This is a genomic window from Sinobaca sp. TMA16-18 (assembly GCF_059510535.1).
Window position 1 is genome coordinate 247,391 of sequence record NZ_JCAKFM010000001.1, and the last position, 15,036, is coordinate 262,426.

A 15,036-nucleotide genomic window follows, 5' to 3' on the forward strand; every position below is an offset into this window, starting at 1 on the left:
GTTTTACTTATCCTGCTGCTGTTTGGAAGGATCGTCCGAAGCTGTATAGTCCAGCTTTCCACGTTCAATTTCTTCCAGAGCCACGCCTACGTACTTCGCAGACTTGATGTTATCAATCATCGGCACCGCTTCTTCAAGTTCCAGAAGTTCTCTTGCCCGTCTTGCTGAGATAGTGCATAGCGTATATTTTGAATTAATATGAGTCATAAGTGTATCAATTGATGGGTATAACATATTATTCGACCTCCACTGCTTTTTTGTATTTGTCTATAAGGCGTTCTTTTCTGCAGTGCTCCGCAGTGACAATCGACTGCACACGTTCAACTGCTTTCTCTACTTCATCATTTTGCACGACATAATCGTAATAGTCCATCATCTCGATTTCCTCTTTCGCGATATCCATGCGCTTGTTGATAATATCCGCGGTTTCCGTCCCCCGCTTTGTAATTCTATCACGAAGTTCAGCCAGACTCGGCGGAATCAGGAAAATAAATATCCCTTCCGGATGTTTTTCCCTTACTTTCTTTGCGCCCTGGACTTCAATTTCAAGAATGACGTCGCGTCCTTCTTCAATCGTATCCAGTACGTAATCAATCGGTGTACCATAATAGTTATCTACGTATTTGGCATGCTCCAGCAGCTTATCCTGCGCTATCATCTCTTCAAAAGCCTCATGGGTCTTAAAGAAATAGTTTACGCCATCTATTTCTCCTTCACGCGGCTTTCTTGTTGTAGCGGACACAGAATATTCAATGCTGCTGTCTTTTTTTCTCAAAGCGCTGCAGACCGTGCCTTTGCCTACACCGGCCGGGCCCGATAATACGATGAGCAGCCCCTTATCGTCTTTCATAGTACACAACGTCCTTCCTTCTGTTCAAAAATTAATCTTCGGAGAGTTCTTCTTTCGTGTGAAGCCTCTGTGCAACCGTTTCAGGCTGTACGGCTGACAAAATAACGTGATCGCTGTCTGTAATAATGACCGCTCTTGTTCTTCTGCCGTACGTAGCATCAATCAGCATGCTCCGGTCGCGCGCTTCCTGAATGATTCGTTTAATCGGTGCCGATTCAGGGCTTACGATGGATATAATTCTATTTGCTGAAACAATATTGCCAAAACCTATATTTATTAGTTTTATGCTCAATGTGTTACCCCCCTATTCTGGTCAACCGTGCTCTTTCCTGCTTGTTTGAGTATAGACGAAAATGCGTTCGATATCTACTCTATATTTTGAACTTGTTCTCTCATTTTTTCAAGCTCACTCTTCATCTCCACCACAATGTGGCTTGATGGGGCATCGCTTGCTTTGGAGCCGATTGTGTTCATTTCCCTGTTCATTTCCTGCAGCAGAAAGTCAAGCTTTCTTCCCACCGCCGTCTGCTCATTTAAAATGTAGGTAAACTGCTTAATATGGGCGTACAGCCTGGTGATCTCTTCCGCTATGCTGATTTTCTCAGCGAACAGGATCACTTCCCGGTACAGATGGTCCTCATGGGGAAGGTGGGAGGTATCGACTTCCTTTAAACGCTGCTCCAGCCTGGAACGGTATCCTTCCACGATAGCCGGCACTCTTTCCTCAAGCTGCTTTGTAAAATCTTCAAGCAGGTAAAGCCGGTCCTGAAGATCCTGCGTGAGCGCATGGCCTTCATGTGTTCTCATCAGCACAACGGCATCAAGCGCCTGCTGAACCCCGGAAAGAAGGGCTTCCTGCCACGCTTCGCCAAGCTGTGGATTTTCCGTCACATGCACTACATCCGAATGCAGGATAAACGATTCTGCTGACAGCGCCGGCCTAAACATTTCCATCCGGTCCATTTTTTCGGCAACACTGAGATAATCAGCTAAAAGTCCCCAGTCTACGAAGACTTTTTTGGCGGAGGGAAGAATTCCTTCAATCGACATAAACACGTCGACCTTGCCCCGGCTGATGCCTGCGGCTATATGTTTCCGGACTACGTGCTCCGCCGAATGAAAGACGCCGGGCATACGGAGCACAGTATCACTGTAACGGTGGTTCACTGTTTTTATTTCAATATGTATGGTGGCGTCTCCAATAGATACTGCTGACGTTCCAAACCCTGTCATGCTTACAGCCATTTTTATCACATCCGCTCATATATTCTACCTAATTTTATCATTCCTAACAACTAAGGGAAATAATAAAGCTTATTTCCATTAAAAACGAACAGCTCCACCGGTCCTGCCGGTATCTTCCGGTTCCACGTGCGTGATATACTGTAAAAGATGAAAGGATGTAGGTAAGATGAGCTTTGACGGAATTATGGCAAGAGCCATTACAGCAGAATTAAACGACACCGTCCTGAACGGTCGTATTTCTAAAATTAAACAGCCGTATAAAATGGATATCAGCATGACGATTCGTGCCGAGCGCGTAAATCATCAGCTTTTTTTATCTTCAAATCCCAATTTTGCAAGGCTTCACTTCACTTCCCAGCGCTATGAAAATGCGCCTGAGCCGCCGATGTTCTGTGTGCTCTTAAGAAAGCACCTTGAAGGCGGATTTATCCGTCGGATAGAACAGCATGGAATGGAACGGATTATTACTCTCTATATCGAAGGAAAAGACGAAATAGGAGAAAAGCAGGAAAAAAAGCTGATTGTGGAGATAATGGGCAAACACAGCAATATCATTCTGCTGGATGCCGGGTCCAATCTGATTCTCGACAGTTTGAAGCACCTTCCGCCTTCAGTAAACAGCTATCGTACGATTCTCCCGGGACGCCCTTATATAGAACCTCCTTCCCAGGAAAAAGCCGACCCGCTCGCAGCGGACCGGGATGATGTGCTCCGGCACCTCGACTCCAATCAGGGACGCCTTGATAAGCAGCTTCTCCAGGCGTATACCGGCATTTCCCCGCAGGTAACAAAAGAAGTGATCCACCAGGCAGGCCTTGGTTCTGTTTCCCAGGTGGCAGACACCTTTGTCCGGATGATGGACGACGTTTCCCATCTGCGCTTTCAGCCGCAGATGATTGTTGCCGGCGGTAAGGAATATTATTCTGTCCTTCCTCTTGACCATTTAAAAGGGGACGTTACGAGGTTTGCTTCAACAAGTGAACTGCTCGAACGCTTTCATACCGGAAAAGCAGAACGGGACCGTGTGAAACAGCAGTCCCATGATATGCAGAGGTTTCTGCAGAACGAATGGCAGAAAAATAAGAAAAAAATAAAAAAACTCGAAAAAACGCTGCAGCAATCGGAAAATTCGCTGGACTACCAAAAATACGGCGAACTGCTGACGGCTCACCTTCACCTGATTAAAGGAGGCGAAAAGGAAATTGAAGTAATGGACTACTATGATCCGGATGGTGCTTCTCTTACTTTGACTCTGGACCCAAGACTGTCGCCTTCTGAAAACGCGCAGAAATATTTCAAGCGCTACAACAAAGCGAAAACGTCGCTGAGCTTTGTAAAACGACAGATCAGGGATGCCAAACGGGAAATGAACTACCTGGATCAAATTCTCCAGCAGCTTGCATCCGCTTCTCCTGGAGATATTGAAGATATCCGCGAAGAACTTGCGGAACAGGGCTATATGAAACGAAAGATGAAAAAAGGCCAGAAGCGCAAAAAACCTGCTGCACCGGTTATTGAGAAATATCTTTCCACAGACGGCACCTTGATTTTTGTCGGCAAAAATAACAAACAAAACGAATATTTAACGAATAGACTCTCCCGCGCCTCCCATACATGGCTCCATACAAAAGATATTCCCGGGTCCCATGTAGTGATTCAGGCAGAGGACTTTTCCGAACAGACGCTCAAAGAAGCCGCTTCTATTGCTGCCTTTTATTCCAAAGCACGCGAATCCGGCTCCGTACCGGTCGACTACACGCTGATCCGGCATGTGAAAAAACCAAGCGGAGCTAAACCAGGTTTTGTAACCTATGACAACCAGTCCACCCTGTTTGTTACCCCAACGGAAGAACTGGTGCTCCAGCTTCGTGAAAACGAGAAGCAGCACCGGGATAATCCATCCAAACAGGAAAGCTAAAAAAAGAGGAAGCCAGCATCGACTGGGCTTCCTCTTTTTTTTGCAGTAAATAAATTATGCATTCATCCAGTCTTCCGACTCTGGATTCTGTTTCCATTTTTTCAGTCGCTCCATATCAGAGGCTTCAATGTAGTTTTCTTTTTCTGCCGCTTCCACCAGTGCATCAAATCCAGTCAGCACTTCTACCGAAAGGCCTGCTTCCTGGAGCTGGCTTGTTCCTTTTTGAAGGCCGTATGTAAAGATCGCTGCTGCCCCAAGAACAACCGCACCTGCCGATTCAAGAGCCCGCTGGACTTCAATAATACTTTTCCCTGTAGAAATCAGGTCTTCCACAATGACTACTTTCTGTCCTTTTTTAATCTGCCCTTCAATTTGATTGCCTTTGCCGTGTGACTTTGAAGAGCTGCGTACATAGACCATAGGAAGCTCCATTTTATCTGCAGTAAGCGCGGCATGGGCAATACCGGCTGTAGCAGTACCCGCCAGCACTTCTGCTTCCGGGAAATGAGCCGTTATTTTCTCTGCCAGCCCTTCTGCTATGGCTGTGCGCAGTGAAGGATATGATAAAGTCAGTCTGTTATCGCAGTAAATCGGTGATTTCATTCCGGAAGACCAGGTGTAAGGAGCGGCCGGACTTAAGGAGACTGCTTGTATTTTTAATAATTCTTTTGCAATTTCATGTTCCATCAGGCATTCCTCCAAGCTTTCTCAATTGTATGATAAGCTGCGGCTGGATCAGCAGCACCGGTAATGCTTCGGCCGACGACAATCGCGCTGCTTCCTATCTCTCTTGCCCGGGCTGGATCAGCCACCCGTTTCTGGTCCCCGGTGTCATCATCTTTCATACGGATACCAGGCGTAACCGCCATAAAGTCCGGAAACTGCTCCCGGCGGACGACAGCCGCTTCCCATGCAGAGCAGATGACTCCGCCGGCACCGGCATCCGCCGCAAGTCTGGAAAAATGACGAACTGCGTCTGCCAGGGACCCTCTAATAAGAAGCTCCTCGTGCATAACCTTCTCTGTTGTGCTGGTCAGCTGTGTAACCGCCAGGCAAACAGGAGGGGCAGTTCCTTCCCGGGTCCCTTTTTCAGCCCCTCGGACGGCAGCCTCTATCATCGCCTGCCCGCCGGCGGCATGCACCGTAAACAAATCTACATCAAGCGCAGCAATTTGCAAAGCCGCTTTTTCTACGGTGTGGGGAATATCGTGCAGCTTTAAATCAAGAAAAATACGGTGGCCCTGTTTTTTTAACTCTTTTACAAACGCCGGGCCGGCCTGATAAAACAACTCCATGCCTACTTTTAAAAATAACGGCTCCTGAGGAAGCTTTGCCAGAAGCTCTCCCGCTTTATCCGCATTTTCAACATCGACGGCTACGATTGGCTGGTTTATCATGATAATGCCTCCACCCCTTTTCGGATGTCGGCCGGACTGCTGTAGCCTTTCTGTTCCATCCACATTTCAAACTCATCAATCAGCTCCGGGCAGGCAAACGGATTGGTGAAATTGGCTGTGCCCACAGCGATTGCATCCGCTCCTGCCATAAAAAACTCAATAATATCATCCAGTGTGGTTACCCCTCCCATTCCGATAATCGGAAGATTGGTCTGCTGGCGTACCTCATAGACCATTTTTACCGCTACCGGTTTAATGGCCGGACCGGACAGCCCCCCAATTTGGTTGGCTAGTACGGGACGCCCTGTTTTCACATCGAGTTTCATACCGGAGAGCGTATTGATCATACTGAGTCCGTCTGCTCCCGCCGTCTCCACCGCGTCTGCAATTTCTTTAATATTGGTTACGTTCGGCGAAAGCTTTACATAAAGAGGCACCGAAGAGAGAGCTTTCACTCGTTTTGTCAGCTCATAGGCCAGTTTTGGATCTGTACCGAATGCAATTCCGCCTTCTTTTACGTTCGGGCAGGAAATGTTCAGTTCGAACGCAGATACTTTGTTGTTTTCGGACAGGTGCGCCGCTACGGCTTCGTAATCTTCCATCGTCGATCCCGCAATGTTAGCGAGAAGCGGCGTCTCATACCGGCTTGTCAGCCAGTCGATTTCTTCTGCCGTGACTTTTTCCATTCCCGGATTCTGCAGGCCGATTGCATTCAGCATCCCGGCAGACGTTTCCGCCACCCGCGGGGTTTCATTTCCAAAGCGGGATTCCCGGGTAGTCGCTTTAATGGCAATGGCACCGAGCTTGTTTAAGTCATAAAGCTTGGCAAATTCCCGTCCAAATCCAAAGCACCCGGAAGCCGGCATGATTGGATTTTTCATCGGCAGTCCTGGAAGATTGACAGCTGTTCGGTTCATATGATCACCTCTCCCCAGTTAAATACCGGGCCGTCGCTGCATATTTTACGGTAGCCGGTTCCAGTCGGGTCATCCGTTGGATGACACACACAGGCAAAACAGGCACCAATACCGCAGCCCATCCGCTCTTCCAGCGACACCGATCCACGGGCTTTGGAATAGTCTTTATTTAACGCGCGCAGCATCGGATTCGGCCCGCATGCAAACAAGTAATCAAAGCTCAGACCCTGCTCGCGGATCACATCCGTGACAACACCTTTTGTTCCTTCACTGCCGTCCATCGTGCTGATAAACAACCGGCCCTGTGCTTCAAACACGTCTTTATAAAATACGGCGGATTTATCTGCAAACCCAAGCACCGTAGTAACGGAAGCGCCTTTTTTTAAAATCTCTTTTGCAAGGCCGTACAGAGGGGGGATGCCGACCCCGCCTCCTACGATCAGCACCTTATCGCCCGGCTGGATTCCGCTCGTGGAAAAGCCATTGCCAAGTGGACCGAACACATTTATTTCATCTCCCGGCCGTCTTTCTGAAATTCGTTTTGTTCCCTGTCCATCTGCGCGGTAAATAACCGTCAGCGTTTTGTCGGCTTCGTTTACGTGGCTGATGCTTAAAGGCCGTCGCAGCGTAAACTCAGTTCCAGGTGCCGGTTTAATATGAAGAAACTGCCCGGGAGCGCTGATGTGGGTCACCAGCTCGCCGGAAAGTGTTATTTCGTAAATAGCCGGGGCAATTTCCTGCTGGGATTCGACCCGCATATTTTCTTTGATCATTTATGGCTCACCTCTGGGGCCGGTGCCTTTGTTTCTATCATGGCAGGCATAGCTTCTGCCGAGAAGGTAATCATTTCCAGTACCGATAGAAGAGCGCCTGCTGTATCAAGCGATGTCATACAGACGACTTCGTTTTCAACGGCCTCCCGGCGGATGCGGAATCCGTCTTTAGCCGCCTGTTTGCCTTTATCCATCGTGTTAATAACGAACTGGGCCCGGCCTTCACGGATCACATCAAGAATATTTGGTGATGCTTCTTCTACCTTGCTGACCGTTTTAACAGGAATGTGCTCTTTATGAAGCATTTCTGCCGTTCCGGCTGTTGCCATCAGCGTGTAGCCGATTTTATGGAAACGGTGAGCGAGCGAGAGTGCTTCCGCCTTACGGTCATCTGCAATCGTAAACAACACCGAGCCGTGCTCCGGTATGTTCATGCCGGAGGCAATAAGTCCTTTGTACAAGGCTTTCTCAAGCGTGACGTCACGTCCCATTACTTCTCCGGTTGACTTCATTTCCGGACCGAGCGTAATATCCACCCGGCGCAGCTTGGCAAAAGAGAACACCGGCACTTTTACAAACACTTCGTCCTTTTCCGGAAGCACGCCTTCTTTATAGCCCTGCTCTTTCAAAGAAGTGCCCAGCATAACGTTTGTTGCTGCCGCTGCAATCGGAACCCCTGTAATTTTACTTAGGAAAGGCAGCGTCCGGCTTGCTCTCGGATTAACTTCCAATACGTACACTTCGTCTTCGTGGATAACAAATTGGATGTTCAGCAGTCCGATAATGCCAAGCCCTTTTCCGATCGCTATCGTACGTTCGATAAGCTTCTCTTTTATGGACTCGGAGAGCGACTGAGGCGGATAGACGGCGATAGAGTCACCGGAGTGTACTCCCGCCCGTTCGATATGTTCCATAATTCCCGGAACGACCACGGTCTCCCCGTCGGAGATCGCATCCACTTCAATTTCTTTTCCAACCATGTAACGGTCAATTAACACAGGGTGCTTCTCATTTACTTTCACCGACCGTTTCATATACGAAAGCAGTTCTTCTTCTTTTTCAATAATTTCCATGGCCCGTCCGCCGAGAACATAAGAAGGCCGGACAAGAACAGGGTAACCAATTTCTGAAGCTGTTCTTACTGCATCTTCTGACGAGACAGCTGTCTGTCCCAGCGGCATTGGGATTTCAAGCTTTCTTAAGGCAGCTTCAAATTTATCGCGGTCTTCCGACCGGTCCATATCCTCCATCGATGTTCCAAGGATTCTTACTCCTTTGCGGTCCAGGTCTTCTGCCAGGTTAATGGCGGTCTGGCCGCCGAACTGCACGATCACGCCCATCGGCTGCTCCAGGTCGATCACGTGCATGACATCTTCAATTGTCAGCGGCTCGAAATACAATTTATCGGAGATGCTGAAGTCCGTGGAAACCGTTTCCGGGTTATTGTTCATAATGATCGCCTCATAGCCTGCCTGCTGAATCGCCCAGACGGTGTGTACCGTGGCGTAATCAAACTCAATACCCTGGCCGATTCGAATAGGTCCCGAGCCCAGCACGAGCACAGAGGGCTTGTCTGTTCGAATGCTTTCATTTTCCTGTTCGTAGGAAGAATAATAGTACGGAGTAGCCGATTCAAACTCAGCTGCACACGTGTCGACCATTTTATAGACCGGCACCAGCCCTTCCTGACGGCGGAATGTTTCGACTTCATCGACAGTCCAGCCCCAGCTCTGTGCGACTACTTCATCAACGATGCCTGTTTCTTTAGCCATCTTTAAAATATCAAAATCTCCGGTGTTACCCTGCAGCATTTCCCCCACCCGGGCGATACCGAGAAACTTTTCAATAAAGAACATATCAATTTTTGTGATTTCATGAATTCGTTCCGACGACCAGCCGCGGCGGAGGGCTTCCCCGATAATGAATAAACGCTCGTCTTCCGCGTATCGAAGCTGGCTTTCCACTTCGTCATCGCTCAAGTGTTTATGCGTGTCATCATACAAATGATTTTTCCCAAGCTCGAGTGAGCGGATCCCTTTCATAATGGACTCTTCAAACGAACGTCCAATTGCCATCACTTCGCCGGTTGCTTTCATCTGCGTGCCGAGACGGCGGTTGGCCGCTTCAAATTTATCAAAAGGCCATCTTGGTATTTTCGTTACGATATAATCAAGCGCTGGTTCAAAGCTGGCATACGTTTTACCAGTGATCGGATTGATTAATTCATCCAGATGATAGCCAACTGCAATTTTGGCTGCCAGCTTGGCGATCGGATACCCGGTCGCTTTTGAAGCAAGTGCCGAGGATCGGCTTACCCTTGGATTCACTTCGATAATATTGTAGTCAAAGCTGTCGGTTGCCAGTGCAAACTGAACGTTGCACCCTCCTTCAATTTTGAGGGCCCGGATGATTTTCAAGGAGGACTCGCGCAGCATCTGGTACTCGCGATCGGAAAGCGTCTGGCTCGGAGCTGTCACAATCGAGTCTCCGGTGTGCACGCCGACGGGATCAATATTTTCCATGTTACACACAATAATGGCCTGGTCGTCTTTATCGCGCATTACTTCGTATTCTACTTCTTTCCAGCCGGCGATGCTTTTTTCAATCAGGCACTGGGTAACCGGGCTGTATTTCAGGCCGGATGTAACGATTTCAATCAGCTCTGCCTCGTTATCAACCAGTCCGCCTCCTGTGCCGCCAAGCGTGTAGGCTGGACGTACGATAATTGGAAATCCGATTTCTTCTACAAAAGCCTGGGCCTCTTCGAGTTTATTTACGATGCGGCTTTCCGGCACCGGCTCATTTAATTCATACATCAGATTCCGGAATTCGTCCCGGTCTTCAGCTTTTTCAATGGAATCAAGCTTTGTCCCGAGCAGTTCTACATTGTAGCGCTCCAGAATGCCTTCGCGGTGAAGCTCCATTGCCATGTTTAATCCAGTTTGTCCTCCAAGTGTCGGCAGGAGGGCATCCGGCTGTTCTTTGCGGATAATCCGGCTCACAAACTCGAGCGTAATCGGTTCGATGTACACCCGGTCTGCCATATTCGTGTCTGTCATAATCGTTGCCGGATTGGAGTTTATTAGAATAACTTCGTATCCTTCCTCCTGCAGTGCCTGGCAGGCCTGTGTCCCTGCATAATCAAATTCAGCTGCCTGTCCAATGACAATCGGTCCTGATCCAATCACTAAAATTCTATGAATATCTGTTCTTTTCGGCATTATAGTCTCCCCTTCTCTTAAACGGCTGTAGATGCTTTTTTATGTTTGTCTATCATGCTCATAAATTGATCGAACAGTTCATTGGAATCATTCGGTCCCGGACATGCTTCCGGGTGGTACTGCACGCTGAATGCCGGATAATATTCATGGGCGACGCCTTCTACCGTATTGTCATTGACGTTAACGTGCGTCAGCATTAAATCCGTTCCCATTAGTGAATCCCGGTCAATCGTATACCCGTGGTTTTGAGAAGTGATATCAACTTTGCCGGTACGAATGTTTTTTACCGGATGGTTCGCGCCGCGGTGGCCGAATTTCAATTTGGAGGAGGTCGCGCCCCCCGCCAGGCTCAGCAGCTGATGGCCTAAACAAATGCCGAAGACCGGCACCCTGCCGAGAAGGTTCTTCACAGTCTGTACCGCTTCCGGAACATCTTCCGGATCTCCCGGGCCATTGCTCAGCATAACGCCGTCAGGATCCAGTTTTAGAATTTCTTCAGCCGTCGCATTGTAAGGCAGTACAAACACATCGCAGTTTCGTTTAATCAGATTTCTCGCAATGCCGTGTTTGGCACCGTAATCCATTAATACAACCCGGCGCCCTGCTCCCGGTGCGTGGTAGGCGTTTTTTGTAGAAACCTTTGCCACTTTATCTTTTGATGGTACGAACGACTGCAGGGAGTCAATAATCGACTGTTCATCCGCTGTTTCGGCAGCCAGCCTGCCGTGCATCGTGCCGCGGTCCCGGATAAGGCGGGTGAGCATTCTTGTGTCAATTCCTGTGAGACCTGGAATATCATGTTCTTTCAACCAGTCATCCAACGTCCCGATATTGCGGAAGTTGCTTGGATGGATGGCTGATTCTTTTACAATAAGGCCGCCCGCTGACGGAAGCAGCGTTTCAAAATCGTCGCGGTTTGTTCCGTAGTTTCCGATAAGCGGATAGGTTAAAGTAATAATCTGATCGCAGTAGGAAGGATCGGAGAGGATTTCCTGATACCCTGTCATACTCGTATTAAACACAACTTCTCCGGTCGTTTCTTTTGTGCTTCCTATTGCATGGCCGGTAAATACCGTGCCGTCTTCTAAGATTAGTTTTCTTTTCATCCTACTGGAACACTCCTTCTTTTTGATATACTACGGTTCCATCTACCATGGTCCATATCGGCCAGCCGCTCGCCTTCCACTCTTTGAACGGTGTATTCTTTCCTTTGGAGACAAATGTTTCCGGGCGGATCTTGTCTTCTTTTTCCAGGTCAATCAAAGTAAGATCTGCGGCTGCCCCCTGTGCAAGTATGCCGGACTCCAGCCCGAACACTCCGGCCGGGTCTTTCGTTAAGCCGTCCACCAGCTGCTTAAAAGTCAGCGTTCCTTTTTTCACCAGGTACGTATACAACAGGGGAAAGGCGGTTTCCGCTCCCGTAATTCCAAATGGTGCTTTTTCCAAGGGCTGGTTTTTGTCCTCTTCTGTATGTGGGGCATGATCGGTTGCAATACAATCAATGGTGCCATCAAGCAGTCCTTCGATCAGTGCGTCACGGTCCTCTTTGCCGCGCAGCGGTGGATTCATCTTGTACTGGGCATCCACAGAAGGAATGTCATCCTCGCACAAAATCAGGTGATGCGGCGTTACTTCGGCCGTTACGTGAATGCCGGCGCGCTTGGCGTCACGAATCACCCGGACGGATTCTTTAGTGCTTACATGACAGACATGATAATGGGCTCCTGCAGCTTCTGCCAGCAGCACGTCTCTTGCAATATGTACGGATTCGCATACCGATGGAATGCCCCGCAGGCTGTGTTTTTCTGAAAATATTCCTTCATGTACGCTGCCTTTGTTGATTAATGTATTTTCTTCACAGTGGGCCACAACCGGCATGTTTAAAGCCGCTGCCTGTTTCATTGCGTCAAGCATAACCGAGGCGTCCTGTACGCCGACTCCGTCATCCGTGAAGGCAAACGCTCCGCGGCTTTTAAGATCTTTCATATCAACGATATCTTTCCCGAGCTCCCGTATCGTGATCGAAGCATATGGCAGCACACGCACTACCGCTGTTTCAGCGATTTTTTGCTGGAGGGCATCCATATGTTCAGCGGAGTCCGGTACCGGCCTGGTGTTGGGCATGGGGCATACCGTGGTGAATCCGCCTTTTGCGGCCGCTTTTGTTCCTGTTTCAATCGTTTCCTTCTTTTCCCCACCTGGTTCTCTCAAGTGAACGTGGACATCTACGAGGCCGGCGGAAAGAAAGGCTCCTTTTGCATCAACCACCGCTTCTTCTGCCTCCGGCCTGCTGCCAATTGCGGCAATCTTTTTATCTTTAATTAGTACATCTTTTGTATGAAGCTCTCCTGTTTCATCCATTACCTTAGCGTTTGTTATCCATCCATTCATATTGATCTCTCCTTCTGCGTAGTAAGGGCTTTTTCCAGCACAGCCATTCTGGAGTACACGCCGTTAGTCATTTGTTTAAAAATACGAGAGCGTCTGCACTCCACCAGTTCGTCTGCAATTTCCACATTTCGGTTAATCGGAGCGGGATGCATAATGATACTGTTTGGCTTCATTCTCGCTTCCCGCTCCGGTGTCAGGCCGTATAAATGGTGATACTCCGATGCGCCTGCCACCATTTTCACAGTGTGCCTTTCATGCTGAATACGAAGCATCATCATTACATCTGCCTGTTCCACTGCATCTTCTATCGGAAGAAAACGGCGGATCATTTCTTTATCCATCCATTCTTCCGGCCCGCTTACGTATACATTCGCACCAAGACGCTCCAACACCTCTATATTGGAACGGGCGACCCGGCTGTGGCGGATGTCCCCTGCGATCACAACATTCAGGCCGGTAAACGATCCAAATTCCTGTTTAATCGTGAGCAGGTCAAGCATTGACTGGGTCGGGTGATGACCGCAGCCATCGCCGCCATTGATAATCGGAATTCCAATCTGTTCTCTCAGTTCGTCGAAATAGCGTTCTTTGCTGTGGCGGATCACTGCTACATCCGCTCCGATGCTTTCCAGCGTTCGTACCGTATCGTAGAGCGTTTCTCCTTTTTTAACACTTGATGTATCTGCATCAAACTGCAGGACATCGAGCCCGAGTCTTTTTTCTGCTGCTTCAAAACTGATTTTTGTTCTTGTGCTCGGCTCGAAAAAAAGATTGACTGCAAACACTTTTCCTTCAGGCTCCCATCTTTCCCCTTCGGCAAAAGCCTGTGCTCGTTGGAGAAGAGCTTCAATTTCCTCTATGCTGCACTCATCAAGGGTTAAAAAATGTCCCTGTTTCCCGGATTTTGCTGTGCTTTTTTGTTCTTCCGCCATACTCTTCATCACCAGTCCTCCTATTCATATCGAAACGCAGAATCCAGTTGGTCAGGCCGCGTCGTCTTCATTGGCTGCTTTATCAAGAGACTTAAACATTGCCCTGTTTCCAAACCCATGCTCTTTTCCAGGAAGTACTGCATTCAGCAGAATACCGATAAAGGTCGCAAACGCCATGCCGGCGATTTCCAGCTGGTCGCCTACTTCAATGAATGCTCCGCCGATTCCGGTTACTAAAATAACGGAAGCGATAATTAAATTACGCTTGATGCCAAAATTAATTTGATTGTCAATCAGCATCCGCAGGCCCGAGGAGGCGATAATTCCAAATAATAGGATAGAGACGCCTCCCATAACAGCCCCGGGAATTGTAGCGATCAGTGCTTCTACTTTCCCTACAAATCCAAAGGCTATCGCCATAAGCGCTGCTCCTCCGATGACATATACGCTGAATACTCTTGTAATCGCGAGTACGCCTATATTTTCTCCGTACGTCGTGTTGGGCGGGCCCCCGAGGAGCGAAGCAACGATCGTCGCAGCACCGTCCCCCATAATCGAACGGTGCAGGCCGGGTTTTTTGATAAAATTGCGGCCTACTACTTTACTAAGCACCATCTGGTCTCCTATATGCTCTGCCAGCGTAACGACGGCGATCGGCGCCATAATCAGCACGATCGTCCACGACCACTGCGGGGTAAATGTTGCAAATGGGATGACGAAGTCGGGCACATGCAGCCAGGGGGCATCAAGAACGCTTTGAAAGGACACAAGCCCTGCTGCAACTGCTACCAGGTATCCACCCGTAATTCCGAGCAAAATCGGAATCAAATTCAGAAACCCTTTGAAGAATACGGAAGCAATGATTGTAATAAACAACGTAGCGAGCGCTACCGAAAAATGCAGAGCCGGATTAATATATGAACCAGATGCTTCGTCATAGTTCATCGCCATATCAATTGCAGTGCCGGCCAGCCCAAGTCCGATAACGATAATGACCGGACCGACAACAATCGGCGGCAGTACATTCATGAGCCAGTTTACTCCGGTACGCTGAATGATGAGGGCGGTAATGCCGTATATGATGCCGGCGGTAAAGGTTCCAATCATCACGCCCTCCGGCCCTCCGATCGCCATCGCTGCAATGACCGGCATAATAAAGGCGAAAGAGGAGCCAAGGTAGGCCGGCACCTGGCCTTTTGTAATAACAAGATAGGCAAGCGTGCCGAGTCCGCTTGATACTAAAGCAACCGATGGACTGAGTCCGGTGAGAATCGGCACAAGCACGGTCGCGCCGAACATCGCAAACAAATGCTGCATGCTGAGTATCAGCCACTGATTCCATTTTGGTTTTTCCTGTACATCTAATTTCACATCGTTATTCATGGTGGTTAC

General features: G+C 48.8%; 14 protein-coding genes. 1 reads left to right on the forward strand and 13 read right to left on the reverse strand.

Going from position 1 to position 15,036, the window contains the following annotated elements:
* Positions 1 to 3: 3 nt before the first annotated feature.
* The 4 genes from rpoZ to AC5W14_RS01305 all read right to left on the reverse strand — a co-directional run bounded on the left by rpoZ (position 4) and on the right by AC5W14_RS01305 (position 2,095).
* The gene (gene rpoZ / locus AC5W14_RS01290; protein ID WP_120192300.1) at positions 4 to 234 is read right to left on the reverse strand and encodes a DNA-directed RNA polymerase subunit omega; all 231 of its coding nucleotides are present in this window, start codon (positions 232 to 234) and stop codon (positions 4 to 6) included.
* Position 235: 1 nt separating this feature from the next.
* Positions 236 to 850, reverse strand: coding sequence for a guanylate kinase (gene gmk, locus AC5W14_RS01295; protein ID WP_496059409.1), 615 nt, complete (start codon positions 848 to 850; stop codon positions 236 to 238).
* Positions 851 to 881: 31 nt separating this feature from the next.
* Entirely contained in the window at positions 882 to 1,142 is a 261-nt protein-coding gene (gene remA, locus AC5W14_RS01300) for an extracellular matrix/biofilm regulator RemA (RefSeq protein WP_120192302.1), read from the reverse strand.
* A gap of 74 nt (positions 1,143 to 1,216) precedes the next feature.
* On the reverse strand, positions 1,217 to 2,095 hold the full coding sequence (locus AC5W14_RS01305) for a YicC/YloC family endoribonuclease (protein WP_496193516.1): 879 nt from the start codon (positions 2,093 to 2,095) through the stop codon (positions 1,217 to 1,219).
* Positions 2,096 to 2,261: 166 nt separating this feature from the next.
* On the opposite strand from AC5W14_RS01305, the gene AC5W14_RS01310 reads away from it, so the two are divergent.
* A complete protein-coding gene (locus AC5W14_RS01310; RefSeq protein ID WP_496193517.1) occupies positions 2,262 to 4,013 on the forward strand; it encodes an Rqc2 family fibronectin-binding protein in 1,752 nt (583 codons plus the stop codon).
* A 54-nt stretch (positions 4,014 to 4,067) separates the two neighbouring features.
* Here AC5W14_RS01310 and pyrE read toward each other — a convergent pair whose 3' ends face one another.
* From pyrE to AC5W14_RS01355, 9 genes are read right to left on the reverse strand one after another with little or no spacing between them, the layout of a single operon-like run.
* The gene (gene pyrE / locus AC5W14_RS01315) at positions 4,068 to 4,700 is read right to left on the reverse strand and encodes an orotate phosphoribosyltransferase (RefSeq protein WP_496059406.1); all 633 of its coding nucleotides are present in this window, start codon (positions 4,698 to 4,700) and stop codon (positions 4,068 to 4,070) included.
* Complete coding sequence (gene pyrF, locus AC5W14_RS01320; protein ID WP_496193518.1) at positions 4,700 to 5,410, reverse strand: orotidine-5'-phosphate decarboxylase; 711 nt, start codon at positions 5,408 to 5,410, stop codon at positions 4,700 to 4,702. Before pyrF ends, pyrE begins: the two co-directional genes overlap by 1 nt.
* Positions 5,407 to 6,327 carry a dihydroorotate dehydrogenase gene (locus AC5W14_RS01325; protein WP_496059404.1) on the reverse strand — a complete coding sequence of 307 codons (921 nt, stop codon included), beginning with the start codon at positions 6,325 to 6,327 and terminating at the stop codon, positions 5,407 to 5,409. Before AC5W14_RS01325 ends, pyrF begins: the two co-directional genes overlap by 4 nt.
* On the reverse strand, positions 6,324 to 7,100 hold the full coding sequence (locus tag AC5W14_RS01330) for a dihydroorotate dehydrogenase electron transfer subunit (protein ID WP_496193519.1): 777 nt from the start codon (positions 7,098 to 7,100) through the stop codon (positions 6,324 to 6,326). Before AC5W14_RS01330 ends, AC5W14_RS01325 begins: the two co-directional genes overlap by 4 nt.
* Entirely contained in the window at positions 7,097 to 10,321 is a 3,225-nt protein-coding gene (gene carB, locus AC5W14_RS01335; RefSeq protein WP_496193520.1) for a carbamoyl-phosphate synthase large subunit, read from the reverse strand. The genes AC5W14_RS01330 and carB overlap by 4 nt, the downstream gene beginning before the upstream one ends.
* 17 nt (positions 10,322 to 10,338) lie before the next feature.
* On the reverse strand, positions 10,339 to 11,427 hold the full coding sequence (locus tag AC5W14_RS01340) for a carbamoyl phosphate synthase small subunit (RefSeq protein ID WP_496059401.1): 1,089 nt from the start codon (positions 11,425 to 11,427) through the stop codon (positions 10,339 to 10,341).
* 1 nt (position 11,428) lies between these two features.
* The gene (gene pyrC, locus AC5W14_RS01345; protein ID WP_496193521.1) at positions 11,429 to 12,712 is read right to left on the reverse strand and encodes a dihydroorotase; all 1,284 of its coding nucleotides are present in this window, start codon (positions 12,710 to 12,712) and stop codon (positions 11,429 to 11,431) included.
* Complete coding sequence (locus AC5W14_RS01350) at positions 12,709 to 13,653, reverse strand: aspartate carbamoyltransferase catalytic subunit (protein ID WP_496059399.1); 945 nt, start codon at positions 13,651 to 13,653, stop codon at positions 12,709 to 12,711. Before AC5W14_RS01350 ends, pyrC begins: the two co-directional genes overlap by 4 nt.
* Before the next feature lie 42 nt (positions 13,654 to 13,695).
* Positions 13,696 to 15,027 carry a solute carrier family 23 protein gene (locus tag AC5W14_RS01355; RefSeq protein ID WP_496059398.1) on the reverse strand — a complete coding sequence of 444 codons (1,332 nt, stop codon included), beginning with the start codon at positions 15,025 to 15,027 and terminating at the stop codon, positions 13,696 to 13,698.
* Between the last annotated feature and the right edge of the window lie 9 nt (positions 15,028 to 15,036).

What these genes read in the sequence shown, in the direction of transcription:
- AC5W14_RS01310 (WP_496193517.1), top strand. Translation starts at nt 2,262, where the DNA reads ATGAGCTTTGACGGAATTATGGCAAGAGCCATTACAGCAGAATTAAAC.
- AC5W14_RS01350 (WP_496059399.1), bottom strand. Translation starts at nt 13,653, where the DNA reads ATGAAGAGTATGGCGGAAGAACAAAAAAGCACAGCAAAATCCGGGAAA.
- AC5W14_RS01340 (WP_496059401.1), bottom strand. Translation starts at nt 11,427, where the DNA reads ATGAAAAGAAAACTAATCTTAGAAGACGGCACGGTATTTACCGGCCAT.
- AC5W14_RS01355 (WP_496059398.1), bottom strand. Translation starts at nt 15,027, where the DNA reads ATGAATAACGATGTGAAATTAGATGTACAGGAAAAACCAAAATGGAAT.
- pyrF (WP_496193518.1), bottom strand. Translation starts at nt 5,410, where the DNA reads ATGATAAACCAGCCAATCGTAGCCGTCGATGTTGAAAATGCGGATAAA.
- gmk (WP_496059409.1), bottom strand. Translation starts at nt 850, where the DNA reads ATGAAAGACGATAAGGGGCTGCTCATCGTATTATCGGGCCCGGCCGGT.
- AC5W14_RS01330 (WP_496193519.1), bottom strand. Translation starts at nt 7,100, where the DNA reads ATGATCAAAGAAAATATGCGGGTCGAATCCCAGCAGGAAATTGCCCCG.
- pyrC (WP_496193521.1), bottom strand. Translation starts at nt 12,712, where the DNA reads ATGAATGGATGGATAACAAACGCTAAGGTAATGGATGAAACAGGAGAG.
- pyrE (WP_496059406.1), bottom strand. Translation starts at nt 4,700, where the DNA reads ATGGAACATGAAATTGCAAAAGAATTATTAAAAATACAAGCAGTCTCC.
- rpoZ (WP_120192300.1), bottom strand. Translation starts at nt 234, where the DNA reads ATGTTATACCCATCAATTGATACACTTATGACTCATATTAATTCAAAA.
- AC5W14_RS01325 (WP_496059404.1), bottom strand. Translation starts at nt 6,327, where the DNA reads ATGAACCGAACAGCTGTCAATCTTCCAGGACTGCCGATGAAAAATCCA.
- carB (WP_496193520.1), bottom strand. Translation starts at nt 10,321, where the DNA reads ATGCCGAAAAGAACAGATATTCATAGAATTTTAGTGATTGGATCAGGA.
- AC5W14_RS01305 (WP_496193516.1), bottom strand. Translation starts at nt 2,095, where the DNA reads ATGGCTGTAAGCATGACAGGGTTTGGAACGTCAGCAGTATCTATTGGA.